We start from the raw sequence: 23,866 nt of genomic DNA, 5'->3' as shown, positions 1-23,866 counted from the left end.
AGCCTGCTTTAAAAGCAGGCTTTCGCTTTTAGACGCAAGGCAAAGGCATCAGCCCCTACTCTCAGTGCACACGCACCGGAGCCGTCGCCGCAACCAGCCATGCACGTGCATCGCTGTTTACATGTGGCGAAAGTACTTCCCGCACCTGCTGGTGATACGCATCCAGCCACTGGATATCCTTTTCGCTGAGCAGATGCAGCTCCACCTGACTCAGGTCGATCGGGGCCAGCGTCAGCGAGGCGAAGCGGCAGAAGCCCGGCTGGCTCTCCACAATCTCCACCTGATTTTCAATGCGGATCCCATACTCATCGGCCAGATAGTAGCCCGGCTCGATGGTGATGATATTGCCTGCCACCAGCGGCCACGGGTTGACCTTCTTCGCGATACGTTGCGGGTTCTCATGGATCAGCAGCTGGTGGCCCACGCCGTGCCCGGTGCCGTGATCAAAATCGAGCCCCAGCTCCCACAGCCCGCGCCGGGCGAAGGCGTCAATCTGATGCCCGCAGGTGCCGGACGGGAACTGCAGGGAGATAAGCGATAAAAAGCCTTTCAGCACCGCGGTGTAGTGCAGACGACACTGGGCGCTCAGGGGGCCGAAGGCCAGGGTACGCGTGGCGTCGGTGGTGCCGTTATGGTACTGACCGCCGGAATCGTTCAGATAAAAATGGGCGCGGGTAATGGCCGCATTGGTCTGCTCGCTGGAGTGGTAATGGCACATCGCCGCATTGCTGGCCGAGGCGGAAATGGTGGCAAAACTCTGCTCGATAAAGCCCGGTCGCTGCTGGCGGAACATCAGCTGCTGCGCCTGCGCTTCCAGCTCGGTGAGCGGATTACCCGCAGCCTCCCGGCGAGGCACCTCGTGCACCAGCCAGGCAAGGAAGTTAACCCACGCCACGCCATCCTGCAGGTGGCTGTCGCGGTAGCCCGCCAGCTCGGTCGGGTTTTTATGCGCTTTCATGGCGGTGATCGGGTCGGCGCGCCAGAGGATCTCTCCCTGCGGCTCAACGGCAAAGCGCAGGGCGACAGGAGCAGAATCGGCATCCACCATCACCCGCTGCCCGGCGCACAGCTGCTGGCTGCGCGGCAGAAAATCGGCTTCAGAGGCCAGCGTCAGGCTCTCCAGCAGTGAGGCGGAAAGCCCCTGCGTTTTCTCAGGGGTGACAAACCACTCCACCGCGCCGTCGCGGCTCAGCAGGGCAAACGAGTTCGGCACCGGGCTCATGGGAATATCGCTCCCGCGCACGTTCAGCAGCCAGGCAATGTTGTCCGGTTGGGTGATAGCCAGATAATCGGCATTGCGCTCTGCCAGGAGAGCAGCCACGCGCTGGCGCTTATCGGCGCTGCTTTCACCGCTGATCTCGACCGGCATCTCGCGGATCGCGCCCACGGGCGGGGCCGGGCGATCCTGCCACAGGCTGTCGAACGGCGAATCCTTCAGGGCGACAAGTTCGCAATGGCTGGCGTTCAGCGCCTCGTACTGAGCGTTGGTCATCAGCAGGGCTTCAAAGGCAATCCTGGAGCCCGCTCCGACATGCCGATCCAGCCAGTCCGCCAGCGGATCGTTGTGCAGATGCAGGATCTCAATCTCCGCCAGGTCAACCTGTTCACGGGCCTGCACCTGATAGCGTCCGTCGACAAACAGCAGAGCGCGATCGCGCAGGATCAGGGCGTGGCCCGCTGAGCCATCAAAGCCGGTCAGCCAGGCGAGAACATCGTCATGCGGGTGGCAGTACTCGCTCTGAAAGGCATCGGTACGCGGGACGATGATGCCGTCCAGCGCCTGGGTTTCCAGCCACTGGCGCAGGGCAGAGAGCGGTGATGTGGTTTGCATAACTTTCCTTTTTTATGATTAGCGGAACGGCGGCTCGTTAAAGGTACGCAGTTTGCGCGAGTGCAGCTTATCCCCCTCGGCACGCAGCAGGTCGATGGCGCGAATGCCAATCTGCAGGTGCTCGGAGATCGCCCCCTCGTAAAAACGGTTCGCCTGGCCAGGGAGCTTAATTTCGCCGTGCAGCGGCTTATCGGAGACGCACAGCAGGGTGCCGTAAGGGACGCGGAAGCGATAACCCTGGGCGGCGATAGTGGCGCTCTCCATATCGATAGCCACCGCGCGGCTTAAGTTGAAGCGCAGCGCCGACGCCGAGTAGCGCAGCTCCCAGTTACGATCGTCGGTGGTGACCACCGTCCCGGTACGCAGACGCTGTTTAACCTCTTCGCCCGGCATGCCGCTCACCTCTTTGGTGGCGTCGTACAGCGCCCGCTGCACTTCGGCAATGCTCGGGATCGGAATGTCCGGCGGCAGCACCGCATCCAGGACGTGATCGTCACGCAGGTAAGCGTGGGCCAGCACGTAATCGCCAATCAGCTGGCTCTCACGCAGCCCGCCGCAGTGGCCAATCATCAGCCAGACGTCCGGACGCAGCACCGCGAGGTGATCGCAGATGGTTTTGGCGTTCGATGGGCCCACACCGATGTTGATCAGAGTGATACCCTGGCCGTCGGCGGTGACCAGGTGCCAGGCTGGCATCTGATGCTTCTTCCACGCCAGATCGGAGATGGCCTGCTCCGGGGCTTCGGTTTCGGCGGTGATCCAGATCCCGCCCGCGCAGGAGAGGGCGATGTACGGGCTGTCCGGATCGAGGATCTGGCTGCAACCCCAGCGCACAAACTCATCCACATAGCGGGTGTAGTTGGTGAACAGTACGAACGGCTGGAAATGTTCCGCCGGAGTGCCGGTGTAGTGACGCAGGCGCGCCAGCGAAAAATCAACCCGGCGGGCGTCAAAGTGCGACAGCGGGGAAAACTCCGCCGGATGGTAGATCCCGTCTGCGGTCTCATCCCCAATCTGCGACAGTTCGGTGGTCGGGAAGTGGCGCGTCAGGCCCGCGCTCATGGAGCGGTCCAGCGTCAGTTCGGAACCGTCGATAACATACGGATAGGGGATCTCATGCCGCGACGGCTCGACGGTGATGTGGGCGCCGTAATCCTGATACAGCAGCGTCAGCTGCTCTTCCAGATACGGGCGAAACAGCGTCGGCCGGGTAATGGTGGTGGAGTAGCAGCCAGCGTGGGTGAATCGCGCATAGGCGCGGGTCTTCGGCGTATTGGTGGCGCTACCATCCCAGGTCACGGAAAGCGAAGGATAAACAAAGAGGCCATTCATTCTGGCCTCTGCATCCGGGAGCGTTCCGTCTTTAATATACTCGCTGATGGCGCTGCGTAAGGCGTTGACCGCCTGGTCGTACAGCGCATCCAGCGTTTCCAGTGCCTGAGCCGGGGTCAGGCTGGAGCCCTTATTATTCATCTCTGTCTCCTTGTTCCACAGGTGTACGGCGTTCACCGATAGTATGTCACCTGGATGTGAAACTAAAGTATCAGGATGAAGCCGGTTTCATCAGCAGAGCCGTGGCGGCAGAGAGCAAACATCCGGCCAGCAGATAGATGGCCACGCTGTGCCAGTCCCCGCCGGAAAAGGTCACCAGCGCAGCGGCAATAAACGGCGTAAACCCGCCGCCCACCACGCTCGCCACCTGGTAGCCCACACCCGCGCCGCTGTAGCGGTAGCTCGCGCCAAACATTTCGGTAAACATCGGCTGCTGAACGCACACCACCATGTCATGGGCGATATTCGCCAGCAGGATAGCGAACACCACAATCCAGAACACCGACTGGGCTTCAAGCGCCATAAAGAACGGGAAGGTGCTAAGGGCCCCGGTTAGCGCGCCGGTGATATAGACACGACGGCGACCAAAGCGGTCTGCCAGCCACGCAAAGCAGGGAATGGTCAGGCAGCTGATACCGCCCACCAGCAGGCCAATATTGAGAAACAGCTCGCGGGGCAGGCCGAGGTTCTGGGTGGAGTAGCTCAGAGCAAAAGCCGTGACGATGTACATCGTCAGCAGTTCGCACAGGCGCAGGGCGATGATTTTCAGAAACGCCCCCGGATGGCGGATCAACGCATCCATCACCGGCAGACGGCGTTTTTCGGCGGGTTGCTGACGCTGCTGCTCGAATTCGGCGGACTCATCCATCCCTTTACGCACCCACAGGGCCGCCAGCACCAGCACGATGCTGAACAGGAATGGGATTCGCCAGCCCCAGCTCAGGAACTGCTCGTCGGTGGTAAGCGTGCTGATCAGCGAGACCAGCCCGGTGGAGAGCAGCAGGCCAACGCCATAACCCACCTGGACCCCGCTGCTGTAGAAGGCTTTTTTACGCGCCGGGGCGCTCTCTACCGACAGTAGCGCCGCGCCTCCCCATTCGCCGCCGACGGCGAAGCCCTGAACGGCGCGCAGGGTAACCAGCAGCACCGGTGCCCACCAGCCAATCGCGGTAAAGGAGGGCAGAATACCAATCAGCGCGGTGGCGATGCCCATCATCCACACCGTCAGCATCAGCATCCGTTTGCGGCCCAGTTTGTCACCAAAGTGGCCGAAGATCACCCCGCCGAGCGGGCGGAACAGAAAGCCGACGCCAAAGGTGGCAAAGGCGGCGAGCGTGCCCATCGCCGGGCTTATCTGCGGAAAAAATTCGCGGTTAAAGACCAGCGCGGCGGTAATGCCGTACAGCAGAAAATCGTACCAGTCGACAACCGCACCGGCAAAACTGCCGAGGGCCGCGCGGCGCGCGCGATGAAGCGATGGTGCTGTCCCATCGGGGGACGGGGATGCGAGGGTGGTGTCCATAGTGGTCCTGTCTGACGTTATTTTCTTATAGGTATAGGGAGAAGATCACTCACATTGCGGCCGCCTGAAAATAGCGACGGGTATGAGACTACCCCGACAGCAGGCAGGTGAAAACGTTTTTATCCTGGCGTGAGCTAAACGGGTGATATTTATCGACATGATGCGTGGTTATCTGGCGATAAACGCAGCAACAAGGCTATGCTTATCTGATACGTGGAGCGACAGAGGAAGGGAATGATGCGCCGTAGTACTATTTTGGGCTGTTATGCCGCATTACTGGTCAGTCAGAGTGCGCTGGCGGTGAGTTACCCGTTGCCGCCGGAAGGAAGTCGTCTGGTGGGGAGCCCCCAGGTGATCACCGTTCCGGCTGACAATAAGTTGCCGCTCGAGGCCTTTGCGGCGCAGTACGGGCAGGGGCTGAGCAATATGCTGGAGGCCAACCCGGGAGCCGATCCGTTTTTACCTAAATCTGGCTCGCAGCTGGTGGTGCCCCAGCAGCTTATCTTACCGCCCACGGTGCGGGAGGGGATTGTGGTGAACGTGGCGGAAATGCGTCTGTACTATTATCCGCCGGGAAGCAACACCGTGGAGATCTTCCCTATCGGCATTGGTGAAGCCGGACGGGAGACGCCGCGTAATTGGGTGACCGCTGTCGAGCGCAAGCAGGACGGGCCAACCTGGTCACCAACGCCAAACACCCGTCGCGCCTACGCCAAAGAGGGCAAAACCCTGCCCGCGTTTGTTCCCGCTGGTCCGGACAACCCGATGGGGCTGTATGCCCTCTATATTGGCAGGCTGTACGCCATTCACGGCACCAACGCTAACTTTGGTATCGGGCTGCGCGTCAGCCAGGGCTGTATACGTCTGCGTAACGACGATATTAAGTACCTGTTCGATAATGTCCCGGTGGGGACGCGGGTGCAGCTGATCGATCAGCCGGTGAAAGTCACCACCGAGCCGGACGGCAGCCGCTGGGTGGAAGTCCACGAACCGCTGTCGCGTAATCGCGCGGAGTTTGAATCCACCAATAAAGTGCCGCTGCCAATGACGCCTGCGCTACGCGCGCAGCTTAACGGGGCGGATGTGGATGCCGTACGGGTGAGCGGGGCGCTAGAGCGTCGGTCGGGGATGCCGGTGAATATCGGCTTCGGGGCGCAAAGCACGCCGCTGATGATGACCTCCAGCCAGTAAGCCAGACAGTTAAAGCACAAAGCCCGCAGAAGGAGACTTCAGCGGGCTTTGTGCTTTTCAGGCAGGTAAAGCATCCGTTAGCGTAAAATTACGCTGAGCTTGAATTGTTGGTTTTAATAAAAAGATAAATACTCTGCCGACTTATTAATCAGCTTATTAAAACCACCGATGTTTATGAAACATTTCAGGAGTGCCTTTCTTCCAGGTTTGCTGGCGCTATTTTACGTATCGTCAGTCTATGCGGGCGTGAATATCGGCGGAACGCGCGTGATTTACGACGGCGGGAAAAAGGAAGCGGCCATAGGCGTGTCTAATCCGGATAACGTTCCTTATCTTATTCAGTCATGGTTTGATAACCTGGACAATAGCCCCGGGAAAATCCCCTTTATTATTACACCGCCTTTGTACCGGCTGGATCGCGGTCAGGAGAATGTGATGCGGATAGTTCGGGCGGGGAATGTGCCGGACAATAAAGAATCCATGTACTGGTTAAATATCAAGGCCATTCCTGCGGCAGAAAAAAAGGCCAACTCACTGCAGATTGCGGTGAAAACGCGCATCAAATTAATTTATCGCCCAGCTTCATTAAAAAGAAAAGATCCTGAGGACTTTGCTCAGCAACTGCTATGGAAAATATCCGCGAATCATATTTCAGTGAGTAATCCGGGAAATTACTACATGAATTTTAATGAGATTACCGTTGCGGGAAAAAAGGTGCCTGAGCCGACCTATGTTGCGCCGGGGGCATCGGCCACATTTTCACTGCCGACTGGGGTCAGTTCCGGGCCTGTCACATTCAAACTGATTAATGACTTTGGTGGCGTCGGAGCGACCCATCACGTCACTATTTAACGCGTTTATCCTCCAGGGGCTGTAGATAAAAACTCATCATGCGCACGATATTATACTCCTGGTTATCACCCACGCGTCTGGCGGTTTTGATTGCACTGGCGTTGCCCTGTGTCATTCGAAGCGCCTGCGCCGGGGAGTATTTTAATCCGGCTCTGCTGGAGGTGGATAATCCCGCCATGAAAGGCGTTGATCTCTCATCCTTTGCTCGCGGTGCGCAGGTGCCGGGTCGATATCGCGTTGAGGTCGTTGTGAACGATCAACCGGTGGATACCCGGGAAATTGAATTCACATCGGTTGTCACGACGCAGGGCGACAAGAGCCTCCAGCCTTGCCTGTCGACAGGGTTGCTGCAAAGTTATGGTGTCAAAACCGATCGCTTTCCCGATCTCGATAAAGACCACGAATGCGTTAATTTGGCCGCTATTCCTCAGGCGGCTGCTGATTTTATCTTTGGGGCGCAAAAACTGTTGTTGAGTTTTCCGCAGGCGGCGCTTACTTCGCAGGCCCGCGGCTATGTTGCGCCAGACATGTGGGACGAAGGGATTAACGCCTTGCTGCTGAACTACAGCATCAGCGGGGATAATACCTGGGGCATAAATAGCACGACGAATAACAGCCAGAGCCAGTACGCTAACCTGCGACCGGGGATCAATATCGGTCCCTGGCGCCTGCGTAATTACACCACCTGGCGCCGCGATACCGACGGCAACGCGCAGTGGGATTCGGTTTACACCTATGCCCAGCGCAACATTGTCCCTCTGAAAAGCCAGCTGACGCTCGGTGACAGTTCATCGCCTTCCGACGTCTTTGACAGTATCCCTTTTCGTGGGGGGCAGTTAGCCTCCGATGATGAGATGCTGCCCGATAGCCAGAAAGGCTATGCGCCCGTGGTTCGCGGCATTGCGCGCACCAGTGCCCAGGTGGTTATCCGCCAGAATGGCTACATCATCTACCAGAGCTATGTTGCGCCGGGCGCATTTGAAATTACCGATATGTATCCGACCGGGGGAGCCGGTGATTTAAGCGTTTCCGTTAAAGAAGCGGACGGCAGCGTGCATGATTTTGTCGTGCCCTACGCCTCTGTGCCCGTTCTGCAGCGAGAAGGACGACTGAAATACAGCCTGACGGGCGGTCAGTATCGTCCCAGTGACAGCCAGGTTGAAAAGCGCCCGCTGATGCAGGGAACCGCCATTTATGGTCTGCCGAAGGGCTTCACCCTGTATGGGGGAATACAGGCGTCCAGCCCGTATCAGTCATATGCGATCGGCGTGGGTAAGAATATGGGGGAGTTCGGCGCGTTATCTGTGGATGCCACCCAAGCGTGGTCTCGTCCTGAGATGACGAGCCAAACGAGCGGGCAGGCCTGGCGCGTACGTTATAGCAAAAATTTTACCGATACCGGGACCAATTTCTCGGCGACCAGCTATCGCTACTCTACCGCAGGTTACTACGGTATGCAGGAAGTGCTGGACGCCGACAGCGAGAGCCAGTCGTTACAGGATCATCGGCGTAATCGCGCTGAAATGATGCTGAGTCAGACGCTCGGCCCTGCCTTCGGCTCGCTCACCGGCAGCGCCATCCGGGAGGCGTACTGGAATGCTGACAAGACGATGAGCTCGTACAGCGTCAGCTATAACAACGCATGGAACGGTATCACCTGGGGGCTGAGTTATACCTACAGCAATAATGCGAGCGGCGGGGACAAGACTTACGATAAAGATCAGATCCTGGCGTTAAATATCAGTATTCCTTTAGATCGATTCCTGAGTAATACCTGGGCCAGCTACAGTCTCAATACCAGTAGGAAAGGCGATACCACCCATACGCTGGGTCTGAGCGGCACGGCGCTGCAGGAAAATGCCCTGAGCTGGAATGTGCAGCAAGGATATGGCAATGACGGCACAGGCCATACCGGCAATCTTAGCGCTGATTATCACGGTACCTATGGCGAAGTCACCGGTGGCTACAGCGCCGACGAAAATATGCAGCGCATGAACTACGGCCTAAATGGTGGGATTCTGGTTCATGCCAACGGTGTGACGCTGGCGCAACCCTTTGGTGAAACCATCGCCCTGATTAAAGCCCCGGGGGCATCGGGCGTGGGGGTAACGGGCCAGACCGGTGTGAAAACTGATTTCCGGGGGTATACCGTCGCCAGCAATGTGTCGCCGTATTGCAAGAATAGCTTGAGTCTGGACACGGAAACGCTACCTGATGATGTGGAACTGCACTTAACGACCCAGACTGTCATTCCCACTCGCGGGGCAGTGGTCAGCGCGAAATACATCGCCAACGTGGGAAACCGCGTCTTAATGACCCTGACCCGGGGAAATGGGCAACCCGTCCCCTTCGGGGCCACCGTGACTCTCGCTACGAACAACGACTCTGGCGGATTTATTGTGGGGGATGAGGGCCAGGTCTACCTTACCGGCCTCGAAAACCGCGGTGAGCTGCTTGCACGTTGGGGTCTGGAAGCGAATGAACAGTGCCGAATTAATTATGTGCTTCATGACTCTGAAGCGGATACCGGAGTGGTGTTAAGCAATGAAATATGCAAATAAAATTATCGGCGCTAAAACCTTTGGCGCATTTCTGCTCATGGTATTTTGGTGTGCCAGCTTTAATGTGTTTGCTGACTGCGTATTTGCCGACGGGCAAGGCCCCCAGACCCTGAACTTTTCGCCCAACACTGTTATTGCCCAAAAAGATTTGCCCGTTGGCGCAGTGATATATTCAGGTTCAACCGGGTTGGGGCAAAAGCTGCTGGAATGTGACGGTAGTACTAACACTAACTATTATAAAATGACCTATCTTGGTGGCGTAATGACAGCCATTACCCATGCCTATGCAACCAATATTCCTGGGGTGGCTATTGCGGTAAATCTTTCGTGGGGATATCTGGACAACCCGCCGTCCACCGATAATACGGGAACAGGCGCCGTGCACATCCCTCCAATTAGCTATACCTTGTATAAAACGGGCGATATTCAGTCGGGGCAATTTACTGCCGGACAAATTGGCACCTGGTCGGTATCAGGCATTACGCCCGTGACCATTAACATGAGCGGTGGGGGCGTTACCCAGGTGGCCTGTTCAGTTACTACGCCTAATTTAACGTTCCCGATAGGTAATGTTTCAAAGGCAGATTTCGGTACAGAGCCAGGATTTACGCCTGAAAAAACCAGCACCCAGAATCTCGGATTAGATTGCGATCAATCTGCCAATATTAATGTCACGTTAAACGGACAACAAAATCCGGATGTCAGCGATCCCAGCGTAATGGCGTTAAATAATCAAGGTGGCGCAAATACCGCGCGAGGGATTGGGGTGCAATTATTGTATGACGGTAAGCCACTTATTATTAATACCAGACTTGCATTAAAAACATCCAGCGGCGGGAGAGAATCCTTTCCCATTACGGCCCGTTATTATCAAACAAGAAATTCTGTCACCGTTGGTGAAGCGAATAGTTCCGCTACGCTGACGCTGACATATCAATGACATTGTGTAATGTCTTAACATCATGCCAAGGTGGGCTAAAATGAAAAAATGTTTATGTTATTTGACTGCATCCATTTCTGCTGTTCTTTTTGCTGGCAATATTTATGCGGCAGAGAGCGTGAGTATTAATGTCACCGGGAAAGTGATTGCTTCTCCTTGTAAAACGCTGAATGGTGGCTCCGATGCGTTAAACGTCGACTTAGGACAGTCCCTTCAGGCGGATTCCTTGAAAGCAGCAGGTTCGGGTTCGGCAATGACGACCTTTGATTTACCGATTACCGGTTGTCCGGCAAGTACCTCTAACGTAAAAGTGACCTTTACCGGTACCCCGGATGCAACAGAGGCCACGATGTGGGCAAATAACGCGGCACAACCTGCAGCCAATACGGCCGTTGAGCTATCTCAGCAAACCACGGGTACCATTTTGAGCAATAACAGCTCATTGATCGGTGCAGTTGAAGGGGGCGGAACAACCTTTAAACTTCAGGCGCGTGTCTATTCAAAGACGGGAGCAGTGATGCCGGGCGACGTCTCTTCAGCGATCGTGGCCTCTTTCGAATATCAGTAAACCCGGCGGTGCCGATGCTATCGGCATCAGATCCAGAAAGCAAAAAGCCCGCTTAAGTTTCCTTAAGCGGGCTTCCGGAGATACCCGTACGAATATGAAAATTAATATTCTGGTTTCGGTTCTACGCTTTTAATGTTAAACCGAAACACTATCCAGACTTAATCTCTCCCGAAGTTCCTTCACCAGCGACACATCATCAAGTTCCGCACTAATCTCATGACGAATGGCATTACTGAACTTTTCACTGCGCTCGCAGCTATCATGATAGCCATGAGACAGCCAGTTCCAGCTTCCGAGAACAATGTAGCGGCCATCGATCAACAGCACCTTTTCATGCGTTCCTTCGGTCAGGCGGATAATATTGTCTTTTCCCAGTTGTTCCCGGTACTCAGCAACCAGAGATTCATCATTATCATCCGCACGATCCAGGCGCTGATGATAATAACCGTAATAGACTTTAACCTTGATGCCGCGCCGCTGTGTTGCTACCAGTTGCGCGAGTTCTGGCCGCTGATACCTATTCCCTACCCGGCGGATCCACGGGGTGATGATAACCAACTCTTGTTCACACCTGGACGCCAGTGCGTTAAATGCGGCGATATGTTCACAGTCACGATAGTAACGCTGTAAACGCGGTGTCTGGCTCAGGCTGGCGAAATTCGGATGCTGACTGCCCTGTTCAAGAAGGAAATCTTCAGCGACGCTGTCTGCAAGGACTTTCAGATAGCCACCTGCCTGGCGCAATCTGTGATGGTTACCTACCACGATAAACTGCTGTTTCGCTCGGGAAACAACAACATTCAACATGTTCGGGGCATCGTTTTGAAAGTTTGGATTATCCTGAGGATGAAAAATGACCGGGCTGTAAATGATAACTTCAAAGCCCACGCCCTGAAACTGATGCACAGTTCCAATGCAGTTTTTCTGCCAGTGATTCATGCGCTGGGCAAGACGCTTAATCAACAATGACTTCTGATTGCTGTAGGGCGTGACAATGCCAACATCGGCGGTCAGATCATAACCCGCTTCTTCCAGCTTATTCAGCAGCAGTTCAATCGCATCAACTTCATCCAGATTGGTGTTAACCATATCGCCTTTCTGGCCCTCGACGCTGTAGAACATCAAATGATGGCCACCTGATTTCTCAAAGGCGCTGGCAATGCGTTCGGAAGGGGAGGCGGTTTCCACGCTAACGCCATGATAGCCCGCCAACCTGATAAAGAGATCGGCAATGGGTTTCTGACACCGGCGATGCTCATCAAGAATTATGCCGTTGCCGGTATCATCTACCCGCCCGGAAAGTGTCCCTGCCGCACGGTGCCAGCCCGTAACGCTTGCTGGTGAGACCCGCTCATATAAAGTATTGTTGCTGGCGAAATGACGCTCACGTAGCTGTGTTTGCAGATTTTCCGATAGGTTTCTGATGGGTTCGATTTGCAGGGGATCGCCCACAATCATTGCTTTCTCGCTGCGACTTAATAGCGGTACCAGAGATTCAAGTGAAATCATGCCGGCTTCATCGCACAGCGCCAGGTGCCAGGGTTTGTGCCCCTTAAGTTCATCAAGCTTAGGATAACCAGCGACTTTCCATGCGGAGACCAGCGTGGTTGCCATCACCGGATATACCAGCGACAGCGCGCGATAAAATTCATCCAGCTTATCCAGCCAGCGATAATAGCCCGCACTGCGACGCTTACTTATCAACGCCCGCCAGTGAGTCAGAACTTCTTCAAGTTCACTTTTCCGTTTCAGTTGCTCCTGCCAGAGATAACCAATAGCAGCTTCAAACATCTCCCGGTGTTGTCTGATAAAGCGTTTTCGCAAAATGTCACACCAGTTACCTTCCGGATAATGCTGTTGAAATTGTGCGCTAAGCTGTTGCGCCCGGGCGACATAACGCCATTGCGCCTGCATTTCTGCTACCTCAGCACTGAGGGCCATAAGGTCATCTTCATGTTGAGCCTCAGGTTCAGAATGCAGGAGCATCTTCAGTAACGCTAAGTTATCTGGCTGATGCGATAGCCTTTCGCCTGCATCAGCCAGAGCTGCTAACTGCTGATGGGGTAGGGAGGAGAGAGTGAAATACTGAAAGTCCTCCGGTGCGGCAAAGCTCATTTGTTGCAGCCGTGCCGGGTATTTTCCTTCGAACAGGCGCGCCAGATGACGTTTTATCCCTTTACGTGGATAGTCGCGGTAATGCACTTCCAGTGCCGGACGTAGTGGTGAATCCATCCAGCGCAGAATTTGCTCCAGATTATGTTGTTGCGGCCATGTCGCCTGCAACGTCTGGTAAATTCTGCTGGCCTGCAGATGCTGTGTTTTTTGCTCGCGAAGTTCCTGAAGCCGCAGTTCCAGCTGACAGTCCAGGTTGTTCAGATCGTCGGGATGGCGTAGCGAAACGTCAATGCCAAGTACCTGTGCATGAGCGGCGAGTGAGGGGAGTTTATCAATGAAACGAGCCGGGAGCTCTTCCGCTTTTATGGTGTCCAGATCACAATCTACAACAGACTGTAACGCGGCTGCTTTTTCATTCAGATACGTGCGATAACAGCCGTTCAGTTCATCACGATGCCTGAGTAAAACAGCCAAAAAATCGCGCTGGCTTTGTTCGTTGTAATTTTCCTGTCGCCAGCGGTTTATGAGTTGCTCAAGCCGGGTAAGCTCGTGCTGCACCTGTTCGTTCGAGCCGCTATGAAACCACAGCCAGTCAAGATCCCGGGTAGCAGGATCGCTGCGCAAATCGTCAATGATATTTTCCACCGCTTTTATTGCTGTGGAAGTTACCAGCATGCCGAAGTTTTGATCCTTGCCATCCGCAATGGCCAGTGCTCTGGCCACCAGTTGTTGTGCGATGAGTGACTTAAACAGCGTGGTTTTACCCGTACCTGGCGCACCCTGCACGGCAATCAGGCGCTCATCCTGATTGATGGCCTGTATTGCAGCCATCTGTCCATGGCCCAGAGGGTAATGCGTTTCAAACAGACCTCCGGTCACCACGTCGTATATGTCCGGGGCATTCTCGTCATTATGGATATGGTTGAGGTACTGCTCCAGCAGAGGGAAGTCACCGACCGGGTTATTGCACAACCAGGTGAAATCTTCCGCATCACGCTTGAGGTTGTAATCTTCATTATGCAGCGGCGCGACCATGGCGTTAAACGCGGTTTCCAGGCCCTGATATTTATGTTTGGATTGTCGGGTCACCCATACCTGAAGAGCATTAAACGCCTCAAGGAAAGTGTCATATTTACAGCCGGTGAGAGCGCTGACGATACTCATCATATGGCGGTTTTCACCTAGCTCATTCAGCTGGATGCCAAACATTTCACGAAAAGCGAAGGGAAAAGCGCTGACCAACTGTCCATCTTTAACAGGAACTATTAGCGAGGTTCCGTCCTGTTCAAAGAATGATTTTGGGAGTGGAAAAGAGAATAGCGGTAGGTATTTTACGTTGGCCTTGCCACGTTCATTTTCGATACAACGTAGTACCGGAAACAGCAGATTGACAGGTTCAATATGGGTAATCTCACCCTTTTCACCATATTTGACGAAACGCCTGCGCCAGTTTTCGCGCATTTCAGACGTAACGCGGAGCGCTATACCGCTCTGGTTTTCTTCACAGTTGTCTTTACCGAGCATGAGTTGATGGTGCTCATGCACCTGGCTGGCCGGTATTTTACTTTTTTCCGCGCCACCGAGTTTCAGATAATCGTGCCACGCTGAAAGGATATCCTTAGACGATTTTTGCATTATGCTACAGAGCCTTAATCTGAGTATCTCCATGAAATTAATAACTTGAGATTAACACAGGTCCGGATGTTTTAACTCTGCTGACAGGTTTTATCTGTATGCAACTGTTGGCACCAAAGCAAAAAGCCCGCTTAAGTTTCCTTAAGCGGGCTTCTTTAATTTGGCTCCTCTGACTGGACTCGAACCAGTGACATACGGATTAACAGTCCGCCGTTCTACCGACTGAACTACAGAGGAATCGTGTGAACGGGGCGAATATTAGCGGCGTCGCCTGCACTTGTCAAAGGGTGATCCCACCTGTGTGAATCGTTTGCTGACAAAATCAGCAAAGTGGCGGTTTCAGCAACGGATTGCACGTTTTTGGTGCGCATATACCCCGAATGGGGCAGATCATAAACCGCTGTTTCATGTTTAAAAGCGTGGGCAATGATTAGATTTCCTTATTTTCCGCCGCTTAGCGGACTTATCGGACCTCTTTTAAAAACTGGCAAGCATCTTGCAAAACCCTCAGTACATTCGCGCCGGAACCGGCAACGCATTTCGTACAGGGGGCAAAATGAACTTAAGACGACTGAAATACTTCGTAAAAATCGTCGATATCGGTAGCCTGACCCAGGCCGCTGAAGTGTTGCATATCGCACAGCCGGCACTGAGCCAGCAGGTGGCCACTCTGGAAGGTGAGCTGGATCAACAGCTGTTGATCCGCACGAAACGCGGCGTAACGCCAACCGAAGCGGGCAAGATCCTCTACACCCACGCCCGCACTATTCTGCGCCAGTGCGAACAGGCCCAGCTGGCAGTGGGCAATGTTGGACAGACGCTGAGCGGCCAGGTGTCGATCGGCCTGGCGCCGGGCACGGCGGCCTCGTCAGTCACCATGCCGCTGCTGCAGGCGGTGCGCGCGGAGCTGCCAGAGGTACTGGTCTACCTGCACGAGAACAGCGGTTCGGCGCTCAATGATAAATTGCTCGGCGGACAACTGGATATGGCGGTGCTTTACGATCGCTCACCCGTGGCGGGCATCACCAGCCAGCCGCTGCTGAAAGAAGATCTCTTCCTGGTGGGAACGCGCGACTGTCCGGGACAGAGCGTGGATTTAACCGCGGTAGCCGAGATGAATCTGTTCTTACCTCGCGACTACAGCGCCGTGCGTTTGCGCGTCGATGAGGCTTTCTCCCTGCGTCGTCTGACGGCCAAAATCATTGGCGAGATCGACTCTATCTCCACGCTGACTGCCGCCATTGCCAGCGGAATGGGCGTAACGGTACTGCCTGAATCGGCAGCCCGCTCGCTCTCCAGCGCCGCCAACGGCTGGATGGCGCGAATTTCCTCGCCGTCAATGAGCCTGCCGCTGTCGCTGAACGTCTCAGCGCGCGGCGCACTGACACCACAGGCACAGGCGGTGAAGGAGATCCTGATGTCGCTGGTGAGCCGTCCATCGCTGGAGAATCGCGAGCTGCAGCTGGTCAGCTGATATTCCATAAAGGTATAAGTTGCGGGTTTTTATTATTTGTTCTCACGTCGGGCACGCTCTAACAATAGCGCTATGTCAGATCCGCCGGAGTGAACCGTGAATTTCCAGCAACTTAAAATCATCCGTGAGGCGGCCCGTCGGGATTACAACCTGACCGAGGTCGCCAACATGCTCTATACCTCCCAGTCGGGCGTCAGCCGTCATATTCGCGAGCTGGAGGAGGAGCTGGGCATTGAAATCTTCATTCGTCGCGGCAAGCGTCTGCTGGGAATGACCGAGCCCGGCAAGGCGCTGTTGACCATCGCTGAGCGCATTCTGAATGAAGCCAGCAACGTGCGCCGCCTGGCCGATCTTTTTACCAACGATGCCTCCGGCGTATTGACCATCGCCACTACCCATACTCAGGCCCGATACAGCCTGCCGCCGGTGATTAAGGCCTTCCGTGAGCTGTTCCCTGACGTACGTCTGGAGCTGATCCAGGGCACGCCGCAGGAGATAGAAGTCCTGCTGCAAAACGGCGGGGCGGATATCGGTATCGCCAGTGAGCGCTTAAGCAACGACCCGCTGCTGGCCGCATTCCCGTGGTTCCGCTGGCATCATAGTCTGCTGCTGCCGGTCGATCACCCGCTGACGCAGGTCTCTCCGTTGACCCTGGACGCTATCGCCAAATGGCCGCTGATTACCTACCGTCAGGGCATTACCGGACGCTCGCGTATTGACGAGGCCTTTAACCGCAAAGGCCTGACCCCGGATGTGGTGCTCAGCGCTCAGGATTCTGATGTGATCCGCACCTACGTTGAACTGGGATTGGGGATTGGGCTGGTGGCGGAACAGTCTGGCGGCGAGCTCGAGCAGAGTAACCTGGTGCGTCTCGATACCCGTCACCTGTTTGATGCCAACACCGTCTGGCTCGGGCTTAAGCGCGGCCAGCTGCAGCGCAACTATGTCTGGCGCTTTATCGAACTCTGCAACGCGGGACTCTCGGTGGATGAGATCAAACGCCAGGTCATGGAGTCCGAAGAAGTGGTCATTGACTATCAGATATAGCCCAACCGACCCCGCATCGCGGGGTTTTTTCTACCCCGGTTCCGACGCTGAACGCAGTTACATTGCATGATGAAGTTTCTTGCGAAGCCTCGTCCAGTTTCCCTCAGCCACACTTTCTTCCTCCCGTAAAAAAGATAATTTCTATATAGGCTTTAACCTATATAGATTTTAACCTATATTATCGGGGAGGACTTGTGTGGAAGATTGAAACGACGGACACGTTTGATCGTTGGTTAAGTTCGCTGGATGACCGGGAACGTAGCGCTATGCTGGCGGCGTTAATCGTATTGCAGACGAAGGGCCCGCTACTGCCGCGACCCTGGGCGGACACCATCAAGCGTTCCCGCTATCACAATATGAAAGAGTTACGGGTGCAGTGTGGTGGTCAGCCCTTGCGGGCATTCTTCGCATTCGATCCGTTCCGGACAGGGATCATCCTTTGTGCGGGTAACAAAGCCGGAAACGAAAAACGCTTCTATGAGGAGATGATCCCGCTGGCGGATCGTGAATTAACGGCTTATCTGAACAATAAAGAAGGAAAGGAGTGAGGTATGGGCAGAACGCTGGAACAGCTGCTTGCTGAGGAAAAACCTGAAGTAGTAGAGGCCGCCAAAGCTATAGCGGAGGAGATGCTCCTTAACATCCATCTGGCCGAACTGCGTGAGAAAGTGAACAAAACGCAGAACGAAATGGCCCAGGCGCTGGGCTTAAAGCAGCCGACGGTGGCAGGGATGGAAAAGGCCGGGCGTGACATCAAGCTTTCCACCCTGAAACGCTATGTTGAAGCGGCTGGAGGCAAACTGCGCGTCGAGGTCGATCTGCCGGATGGCTCCCATTACGGCTTTGCGCTTTAAATCTGCCTCAACCATTACACTAAGGAGAGCGTAATGATTCTGCCTGGAAAATGTACATCATTAAACCCTAATGTTATATTTAAATATAATATCTGGAGGGATTCTATGTACACAACACGTCTGAAGAAAGTGGGGGGCTCCGTCATGCTGGCAGTGCCTCCCGCGGTCTTGAAAACTCTGGGACTGCAACCAGACAGCGAGGTCGGCGTGACTATTAATAAGGGCTGTCTGATCGTTGAACCGCAAAAACGCCCGCATTATTCCCTGGCTGAACTGCTGGCACAGTGCGATCCGCAGGCAGAACTCAGTGAAGAAGATCGGGAATGGATCGATGGGCCTGCTGCAGGAAAGGAGATCCTGTAAATGGAGAGAGGGGAAATCTGGCTCGTTTCACTTGATCCCACCACCGGACATGAGCAAAGCGGAAAACGCCCGGTGCTTATCGTTTCTCCCGCTGCGTTCAATCATCTCACCCGCGTGCCTGTTGCGGTCCCGATCACCACTGGCGGAAAGTTCGCTCGTACCGCCGGTTTTGCGGTGTCTCTGGATGAAGTGGGCTTAAAAACAACGGGTGTGATTCGCTGCGATCAGCCTCGGACGATAGACATGGGCGCGCGACATGGCGTAAAGCTGGAGCGTGTGCCGGATAGCGTCATGAATGAGGTACTCGCGAGGCTCGGTACATTGTTAACATGACGAGAATCCAGGAAAGCAAAAAGCCCGCTTAAGTTTCCTTAAGCGGGCTTCTTAAATATGGCTCCTCTGACTGGACTCGAACCAGTGACATACGGATTAACAGTCCGCCGTTCTACCGACTGAACTACAGAGGAATCGTGTGAACGAGGCGCATGTTAATGGCCCCGCCATTTTGTGTCAACACTAAATTCAACGCGCTGATTCAATTGATTAATTAAGCCTCAGAGTGCTGGTTTAGTGTACTTGTGCTGCGGGATCGCCGCTCTGGCCGTCATTTTCACGTAACCGTTGCAGCGGGTCCTGTTGGTAAAACTGGCAAAAACGCTGCCACAGCGCCGGGAAGCGGGGGGCGAAAAGCTCGGGTGCGCTGAAGAAATATTCCGATAACACTGCAAAGCACTCAGCCGGATCGGTGGCGGCGTAGGCATCAATACTGGCTGCGCTTTCGCCCACCAGATCGATCTCATCCTGAATATTGTTCATCGCGGCGTGCAGATCGTGTTCCCAGCCAGCCACTTCACGCAGCGGGATAAAGGGAACGCCGCTGGCGCGATCGCCATTGCGGGTGTCCAGCTTGTGCGCCACTTCATGAATGATGAGGTTAAAACCGGATGCGTCGAACGAGTCCTGAATGTCCAGCCAGTTGAGGATAATTGGCCCTTGCTGCCAGCTTTGGCCAGACTGCACCATCCGCTGACTGTGCACCAGCCCGATATCGTCCTCCCATTCGTCGTCCACCACAAACGGCGCCGGGTAGATCAGCACTTCATGGAAACCATCCAGCCACTCGATACCCAATTCCAGTACCGGCAGGCAAAAGAGCAGGGCGATGCGGGTACTCTTACGATCGTCGAGATCAAAACCCTGGAGCGGGACCAGACGTTTTTGCTGTAAGAATCGCATGGCAAGCTGCACCAGACGCGATTTATCCTCATCCGATAAAGTGGACAGGACGGGGATCGCCAGCGCCTCTTCCCACGGCAATGCCGCGCTTCGGGCGGATTCATTCGATTTCCAGGGCCACTTAATCATCGCTTTGCTCGCAAACTCGTCACTTGAACAAAATTGAACGGTTATGGTCTGTTAAAATGCCAAATTACGCGGCATCATGGCAACCATCAAAACGGAGAGATGCCGGAGCGGCTGAACGGACCGGTCTCGAAAACCGGAGTAGGGGCAACTCTACCGGGGGTTCAAATCCCCCTCTCTCCGCCACTCTATCTCTTCAGTCAGTCTTTCCGCTAGCTTTCTCGTCAGACATCCTGTGCGCCGGGTACATTATCATTCCAGTTAAGGGAAGTAACAGCCCTTTACCGCTGCAAAACAATATATGTGAAGTAAATCAGGATGTTTACCCGAAGCGGTTGTATTGCGGGTGTTACTCCTGGTGACAATATTGTCTGAGCAGGGCAACCTGCTCGGGACGCAGACGATAGCGATACACGGGCCGACCAGTGGCACCATAGTGAATACTGGTGTGCAGAATGTTGATCTGAGCCAGCCAAATCAGATACTTGCGACAGGAAACCCGGGAGATATTAACAGCGTGCGCCAGATCGTCGGTCGAAAACTCGGTTCCCGGATGGGCATCAATCCACAGGCACAGCGTGCGCAGCGTCTGCGGGGTTAGCCCTTTTGGCAGACGTCGGCTGTCCGCCAGCCCTGGCGCGCCGCCGCGCAACAGCCGATCGACATCGGCCTGGTCATGATACTGCTGTGACGCCATCAGGGCTTTTTTCTCGCGCCAGCCGTTTAACGCCTCTTCGAAGCGCGGAAACTGAAACGGTTTGATCAGATAGTCCACCACGCCGTAGTGCATGGCGGTCTGAATGGTGGCGGCATCGGACGCTGAGGTGATCATAATGACATCGGTGTTGCGCCCCGATGCCCGGATAACCGGCAGCAGGCTCAGCCCATTTTCGCGTTGCATGTAGACATCCAGCAGGATCAGGTCGACCTGCCGGGCAGGGGCGTTCAGCACCGCCCCGGCTTCCGCCAGCGAGGTGGCTACGCCGCAGCAGCAAAAACCGTCCACCCGGTTAACGTACTGGCGGTTGAGATCGGCCACCATGGCATCATCATCGACAATCAAAACATGTATCACGTGCTTTTCCTTTCACTGTCCCAGGGAAGCTGAACAAAAAACTGGGTAAACACGCCCGGTTCAGATTCGACGGCGATCTCCCCGCCCAGGTTTTCAATATGCTGACGGGCGAGAAACAGCCCCACACCTCGGTTTTCCCCTTTGGTGGAAAACCCTTTGTTAAAAATGGCCTGCAGATGGTCGGGGGCAATGCCCGGCCCATCGTCACTGACCTCTGCGCTGAGCCAGCCCTGCTGATAGTGCAGCAGCAGGCCGATCTCCCCCTCGGGCTGCGCAGCCATCGCATCCAGCGCATTCTCGATCAGATTACCGAGTACGGTGATCAGCCCCGCCACCTGCTGTTCATTCGGGTTATCCGGCACCTGACTGGCGTCGGAGAGGATAAGGCTATACCCCAGCTCTCTGGCGCGGTTGATTTTGCCCAGCAGAAACCCCGCCACCACAGGTGATTTTACGTTGCGCTGCAGCGTGCCGACATCCATCTGCCAGGCATTGGCGGTCATCAGGACGTACTCTTCCAGTTTGGCATAGTGCTTCATATGCAGCAGGCCGAGGATCACATGCAGCTTGTTCATAAACTCATGGGAGTGGCTGCGCAGCACATCAAGATAGCTCACCATTCCGTCCAGTCGCTGTAGCAGCTGGCTGATCTCGGTCTTATCGCGGAAGGTGGTGATGGCGCCCATCAGCTGATTATCGCTTTTGACGGGCAGGGTGTTGCAGAGCAATAGCCGACCGTGGCAGTTGATCTCCTGATCCTGACGCGGCAGCCCGGTCTGCAATACCTCCCGCAGGTTCGCCAGCAGCGGCGTCTCGTGCAGGGCATGGCTGCTGGCGCTGGCATTCAGGATCTGCCGGGCGGCATGGTTGATCATCGTCACACGCCCCTGCTGATCCACCGCGATCACCCCCTCGCGCAAGGACTGCAGCATCGCCTGACGCTGTTCCAGCAGGGCGGAAATCTGATACGGCTCGAGGCCAAACAGCACGCGTTTCAGCATCCGCACCAGGCCCCATGCGCCGAGTGCACCCAGCAGGGCGCTGAACAGAACCAGCCAGATGGCATCCCAGCGGTTGCGGGCGATCTGCTGTTCGACTTTATTCAGCGAGATCCCCACCGCCACCACCCCGATCTGCTGATGCTGAGCGTCATAAACCGGGGTAAACACCCGCAGCGCCTCGTCGAGCACCCCGTGGTTGATGGCAACGTTCTCTTTGTCTTCCAGCGCAGGCTGAAGATCCTCCCCAATGAAGGTTTTACCGAGCAGGGCACCGTTAGGATGTGAATAGCGGATCCCACGCATGTCGGTGACGACGGCAAACAGCAGGTTATTACGCTGCATCACTGCCAGGGCCACAGGTTGAATAATGTTGCTGTCCGGAGGCAAGGATAAGCCGCGGATCACCTCCGGGCTGTCGGCCAGGGTTCTGGCAACCGCCAGGGCGGTATCCCGAACGCCATCCCGCGTGGCACGGGTAATTTGCGCAAAATAGAGCACAAAAATCACCAGCAGGATCGCGCCCGTTACGCTGTAGACCATCAGCGTGACCAGGGTGTTCAGTTTCATTGGGCGCTTGTGCGTAGGAGGAAGGGGCGGCAAATCGCGCATTGAAACTCCAGGAGATGCAGAAAGCGGGCATTATGGCTGATGGCGCTAATTTGTTAAAGCTATGTAAATCTGGTGGCGGTCAAAAAGCAAAAAGCCCGCTGCGTAGCGGGCTTAACAGAGGTTTGCCTGAAAATCAGAACTGGTAAACGATACCCAGCGCGAACTGGTCGTCAGAGTGACCGCCGGCTCGGGCTGCGTCGTCTTCATCCAGCAGGTTAAATTTGTATGCGGTGTAGACGTTCATGTTCTTGTTGAAGTAGTACCAGGTACCCAGTTCAACATAGTTCACGAGGTCGGCGTTAAATCCGCCACGACCGTTGCGTTCACCCAGATCTTTGCCTGTGGAATAGACGTAGCCCAGAGAAGGACGCAGGCCGAAGTCAAACTGGTACTGCACCACGGCTTCGACGTTCTGGGTTTTGTTGGCAAATCCGACATCGCCACCCGCCCAGGTCATGTTGCGGGTTTCACCGTACATCACCGCAGCGTAAAGGTTGTTGGCATCATACTTCGCTGCCAGAGACCAGACTTCAGCGGTATCGCCATAGCCGTCAGCAGACTGTTTGTTGGTGCGGTCAGACTTGCCATAGACACCCACGAAGCCAAAGCCGTCGAAGTTGTAGGCCAGCGAGGTGCTGTAACCGTCGCCATTAGCTTTTTTCACCTGGCTGTCGTGGTTTTTACCCTGATACTGCAGCGCAAAATCCAGGCCTTCAACCGCACCGAAGAAGTCCGTGTTGCGATAAGTCGCCACGCCGGTAGTACGGCCGGTCATAAAGTTGTCGGTGTGAACCCAGGAGTCGCCACCCCATTCCACCAGCATATCGGTATATGCACCGGCATCGTAGGCCACGCCGTAGTTACGGCCATAGTCAAATGAACCGTAGTCACCGAACTTCAGGCCAGCGAACGCCAGACGAGTGCTCTCATCCTGCTCGCCTTCCGGGGCGCTGGCGGTCATGTTGTACTCAAACTGGCCAAAACCGGTCAGGTCGTCACTGATTTGTGTTTCGCCTTTGATGCCGAAACGGGCGTAGGAGGTATCAACGTTTTCACTGTTGCTATCGTCGGTTTTGTCCCAGATATGCTCGCCGACCATCTTTCCGTACAGATCGAACTTATTGCCGTCCTTGTTGTAGATTTCAGCCGCGTTTACTGCGCCAGCGCTTAACAAAACAGGGACGAGAACTGCCAGAACTTTTCTTTTCATTATATATTCCCTTCAAAGTATTTTCTTAATGAATATACGTAACCCTCTCCGGGTTACGGGTTTAATACTATTTCAGGGCGGGATTTTACTGTTTAAAAATAAATGTAACCAAATCATTTGGACTATTTCAAAATATTAATAATAATTTCATTATATGTGATATTTATAGTTGCTGGATTTGTATATTTATTATCTATTAATATGTATATCAGTGGCTTATTGAATTTTTGGTTTCATTGGTTGTATTTATGCTTTTGCGATAAGGAGACGGTAAAAAAAAGCCCGATACAGTATCGGGCTAAGGATTAGGGGGAATTTGAGAGT

General features: G+C 54.8%; 20 protein-coding genes and 3 tRNA genes. 13 read left to right on the top strand and 10 right to left on the bottom strand.

Annotated features, from left to right (window positions below):
- Positions 1-61: 61 nt before the first annotated feature.
- The 3 genes from G7090_RS14795 to shiA form a co-directional block, all read right to left on the bottom strand.
- Positions 62-1,831: an aminopeptidase P family protein gene (locus tag G7090_RS14795; protein ID WP_166182910.1), complete on the bottom strand. Its 1,770-nt coding sequence runs from the start codon at positions 1,829-1,831 to the stop codon at positions 62-64.
- A gap of 18 nt (positions 1,832-1,849) precedes the next feature.
- Positions 1,850-3,304: an AMP nucleosidase gene (locus G7090_RS14790; RefSeq protein ID WP_106993451.1), complete on the bottom strand. Its 1,455-nt coding sequence runs from the start codon at positions 3,302-3,304 to the stop codon at positions 1,850-1,852.
- A gap of 70 nt (positions 3,305-3,374) precedes the next feature.
- On the bottom strand, positions 3,375-4,685 hold the full coding sequence (gene shiA / locus G7090_RS14785; protein ID WP_106993450.1) for a shikimate transporter: 1,311 nt from the start codon (positions 4,683-4,685) through the stop codon (positions 3,375-3,377).
- A gap of 234 nt (positions 4,686-4,919) precedes the next feature.
- On the opposite strand from shiA, the gene ldtA reads away from it, so the two are divergent.
- The 5 genes from ldtA to G7090_RS14760 all read left to right on the top strand — a co-directional run bounded on the left by ldtA (position 4,920) and on the right by G7090_RS14760 (position 10,797).
- Positions 4,920-5,876, top strand: coding sequence for a L,D-transpeptidase (gene ldtA / locus G7090_RS14780; protein ID WP_166182909.1), 957 nt, complete (start codon positions 4,920-4,922; stop codon positions 5,874-5,876).
- Between the two features lie 174 nt (positions 5,877-6,050).
- Entirely contained in the window at positions 6,051-6,728 is a 678-nt protein-coding gene (locus G7090_RS14775) for a molecular chaperone (protein WP_166185367.1), read from the top strand.
- 38 nt (positions 6,729-6,766) lie between these two features.
- On the top strand, positions 6,767-9,289 hold the full coding sequence (locus tag G7090_RS14770; RefSeq protein ID WP_166182908.1) for a fimbria/pilus outer membrane usher protein: 2,523 nt from the start codon (positions 6,767-6,769) through the stop codon (positions 9,287-9,289).
- A complete protein-coding gene (locus tag G7090_RS14765) occupies positions 9,273-10,229 on the top strand; it encodes a fimbrial protein (RefSeq protein ID WP_166182907.1) in 957 nt (318 codons plus the stop codon). The genes G7090_RS14770 and G7090_RS14765 overlap by 17 nt, the downstream gene beginning before the upstream one ends.
- A gap of 40 nt (positions 10,230-10,269) precedes the next feature.
- On the top strand, positions 10,270-10,797 hold the full coding sequence (locus tag G7090_RS14760) for a fimbrial protein (RefSeq protein WP_166182906.1): 528 nt from the start codon (positions 10,270-10,272) through the stop codon (positions 10,795-10,797).
- A gap of 135 nt (positions 10,798-10,932) precedes the next feature.
- On the opposite strand, the gene G7090_RS14755 is transcribed toward G7090_RS14760, so the two are convergent.
- Both G7090_RS14755 and G7090_RS14750 read right to left on the bottom strand, forming a co-directional pair.
- Entirely contained in the window at positions 10,933-14,547 is a 3,615-nt protein-coding gene (locus tag G7090_RS14755; RefSeq protein ID WP_166182905.1) for an AAA domain-containing protein, read from the bottom strand.
- A 161-nt stretch (positions 14,548-14,708) separates the two neighbouring features.
- Positions 14,709-14,784: transfer RNA gene (locus tag G7090_RS14750), tRNA-Asn, on the bottom strand.
- 319 nt (positions 14,785-15,103) lie between these two features.
- Between G7090_RS14750 and nac the strand changes: the two genes are divergently transcribed.
- The 6 genes from nac (at position 15,104) to G7090_RS14720 (ending at position 18,618) form a co-directional block, all read left to right on the top strand.
- Entirely contained in the window at positions 15,104-16,021 is a 918-nt protein-coding gene (gene nac / locus G7090_RS14745) for a nitrogen assimilation transcriptional regulator NAC (protein ID WP_106993448.1), read from the top strand.
- A 96-nt stretch (positions 16,022-16,117) separates the two neighbouring features.
- On the top strand, positions 16,118-17,068 hold the full coding sequence (gene cbl / locus G7090_RS14740; protein WP_166182904.1) for an HTH-type transcriptional regulator Cbl: 951 nt from the start codon (positions 16,118-16,120) through the stop codon (positions 17,066-17,068).
- 194 nt (positions 17,069-17,262) lie between these two features.
- Positions 17,263-17,616 carry a type II toxin-antitoxin system RelE/ParE family toxin gene (locus G7090_RS14735; RefSeq protein WP_166182903.1) on the top strand — a complete coding sequence of 118 codons (354 nt, stop codon included), beginning with the start codon at positions 17,263-17,265 and terminating at the stop codon, positions 17,614-17,616.
- Positions 17,617-17,619: 3 nt separating this feature from the next.
- Positions 17,620-17,922, top strand: a complete 303-nt coding sequence (locus G7090_RS14730; RefSeq protein WP_106993446.1) for a helix-turn-helix domain-containing protein — start codon at positions 17,620-17,622, stop codon at positions 17,920-17,922.
- A 105-nt stretch (positions 17,923-18,027) separates the two neighbouring features.
- The gene (locus G7090_RS14725; RefSeq protein WP_166182902.1) at positions 18,028-18,285 is read left to right on the top strand and encodes an AbrB/MazE/SpoVT family DNA-binding domain-containing protein; all 258 of its coding nucleotides are present in this window, start codon (positions 18,028-18,030) and stop codon (positions 18,283-18,285) included.
- On the top strand, positions 18,286-18,618 hold the full coding sequence (locus G7090_RS14720; RefSeq protein WP_166182901.1) for a type II toxin-antitoxin system PemK/MazF family toxin: 333 nt from the start codon (positions 18,286-18,288) through the stop codon (positions 18,616-18,618).
- 58 nt (positions 18,619-18,676) lie between these two features.
- On the opposite strand, the gene G7090_RS14715 is transcribed toward G7090_RS14720, so the two are convergent.
- Positions 18,677-18,752 (bottom strand) — tRNA-Asn (locus tag G7090_RS14715).
- Positions 18,753-18,852: 100 nt separating this feature from the next.
- Positions 18,853-19,650, bottom strand: coding sequence for a DgsA anti-repressor MtfA (gene mtfA / locus G7090_RS14710; RefSeq protein WP_106993445.1), 798 nt, complete (start codon positions 19,648-19,650; stop codon positions 18,853-18,855).
- A 93-nt stretch (positions 19,651-19,743) separates the two neighbouring features.
- Between mtfA and G7090_RS14705 the strand changes: the two genes are divergently transcribed.
- A tRNA-Ser gene (locus G7090_RS14705) sits at positions 19,744-19,833 on the top strand.
- A 163-nt stretch (positions 19,834-19,996) separates the two neighbouring features.
- On the opposite strand, the gene dcuR is transcribed toward G7090_RS14705, so the two are convergent.
- Both dcuR and G7090_RS14695 read right to left on the bottom strand, forming a co-directional pair.
- Positions 19,997-20,722 carry a two-component system response regulator DcuR gene (gene dcuR / locus G7090_RS14700; RefSeq protein WP_106993444.1) on the bottom strand — a complete coding sequence of 242 codons (726 nt, stop codon included), beginning with the start codon at positions 20,720-20,722 and terminating at the stop codon, positions 19,997-19,999.
- Positions 20,719-22,332: a sensor histidine kinase gene (locus G7090_RS14695; protein ID WP_166182900.1), complete on the bottom strand. Its 1,614-nt coding sequence runs from the start codon at positions 22,330-22,332 to the stop codon at positions 20,719-20,721. The genes dcuR and G7090_RS14695 overlap by 4 nt, the downstream gene beginning before the upstream one ends.
- Positions 22,333-22,346: 14 nt before the next feature.
- Here G7090_RS14695 and G7090_RS23890 point away from each other — a divergent pair, with 14 nt between their 5' ends.
- Complete coding sequence (locus tag G7090_RS23890) at positions 22,347-22,478, top strand: hypothetical protein (RefSeq protein ID WP_256367575.1); 132 nt, start codon at positions 22,347-22,349, stop codon at positions 22,476-22,478.
- On the opposite strand, the gene G7090_RS14690 is transcribed toward G7090_RS23890, so the two are convergent.
- Positions 22,466-23,542 (bottom strand): porin, encoded by a 1,077-nt coding sequence (locus G7090_RS14690; protein WP_166182899.1) that lies wholly within the window; start codon positions 23,540-23,542, stop codon positions 22,466-22,468. The genes G7090_RS23890 and G7090_RS14690 overlap by 13 nt on opposite strands.
- Positions 23,543-23,866: the final 324 nt, after the last annotated feature.

It is taken from the genome of Leclercia sp. 29361 (assembly GCF_011290365.1).
GTDB classification, from domain to species: Bacteria; Pseudomonadota; Gammaproteobacteria; order Enterobacterales; family Enterobacteriaceae; genus Enterobacter; species Enterobacter tamurae.
Note: the sequence above shows the minus strand (reverse complement) of the source record. Positions and strands in the feature narration are given on the sequence as shown.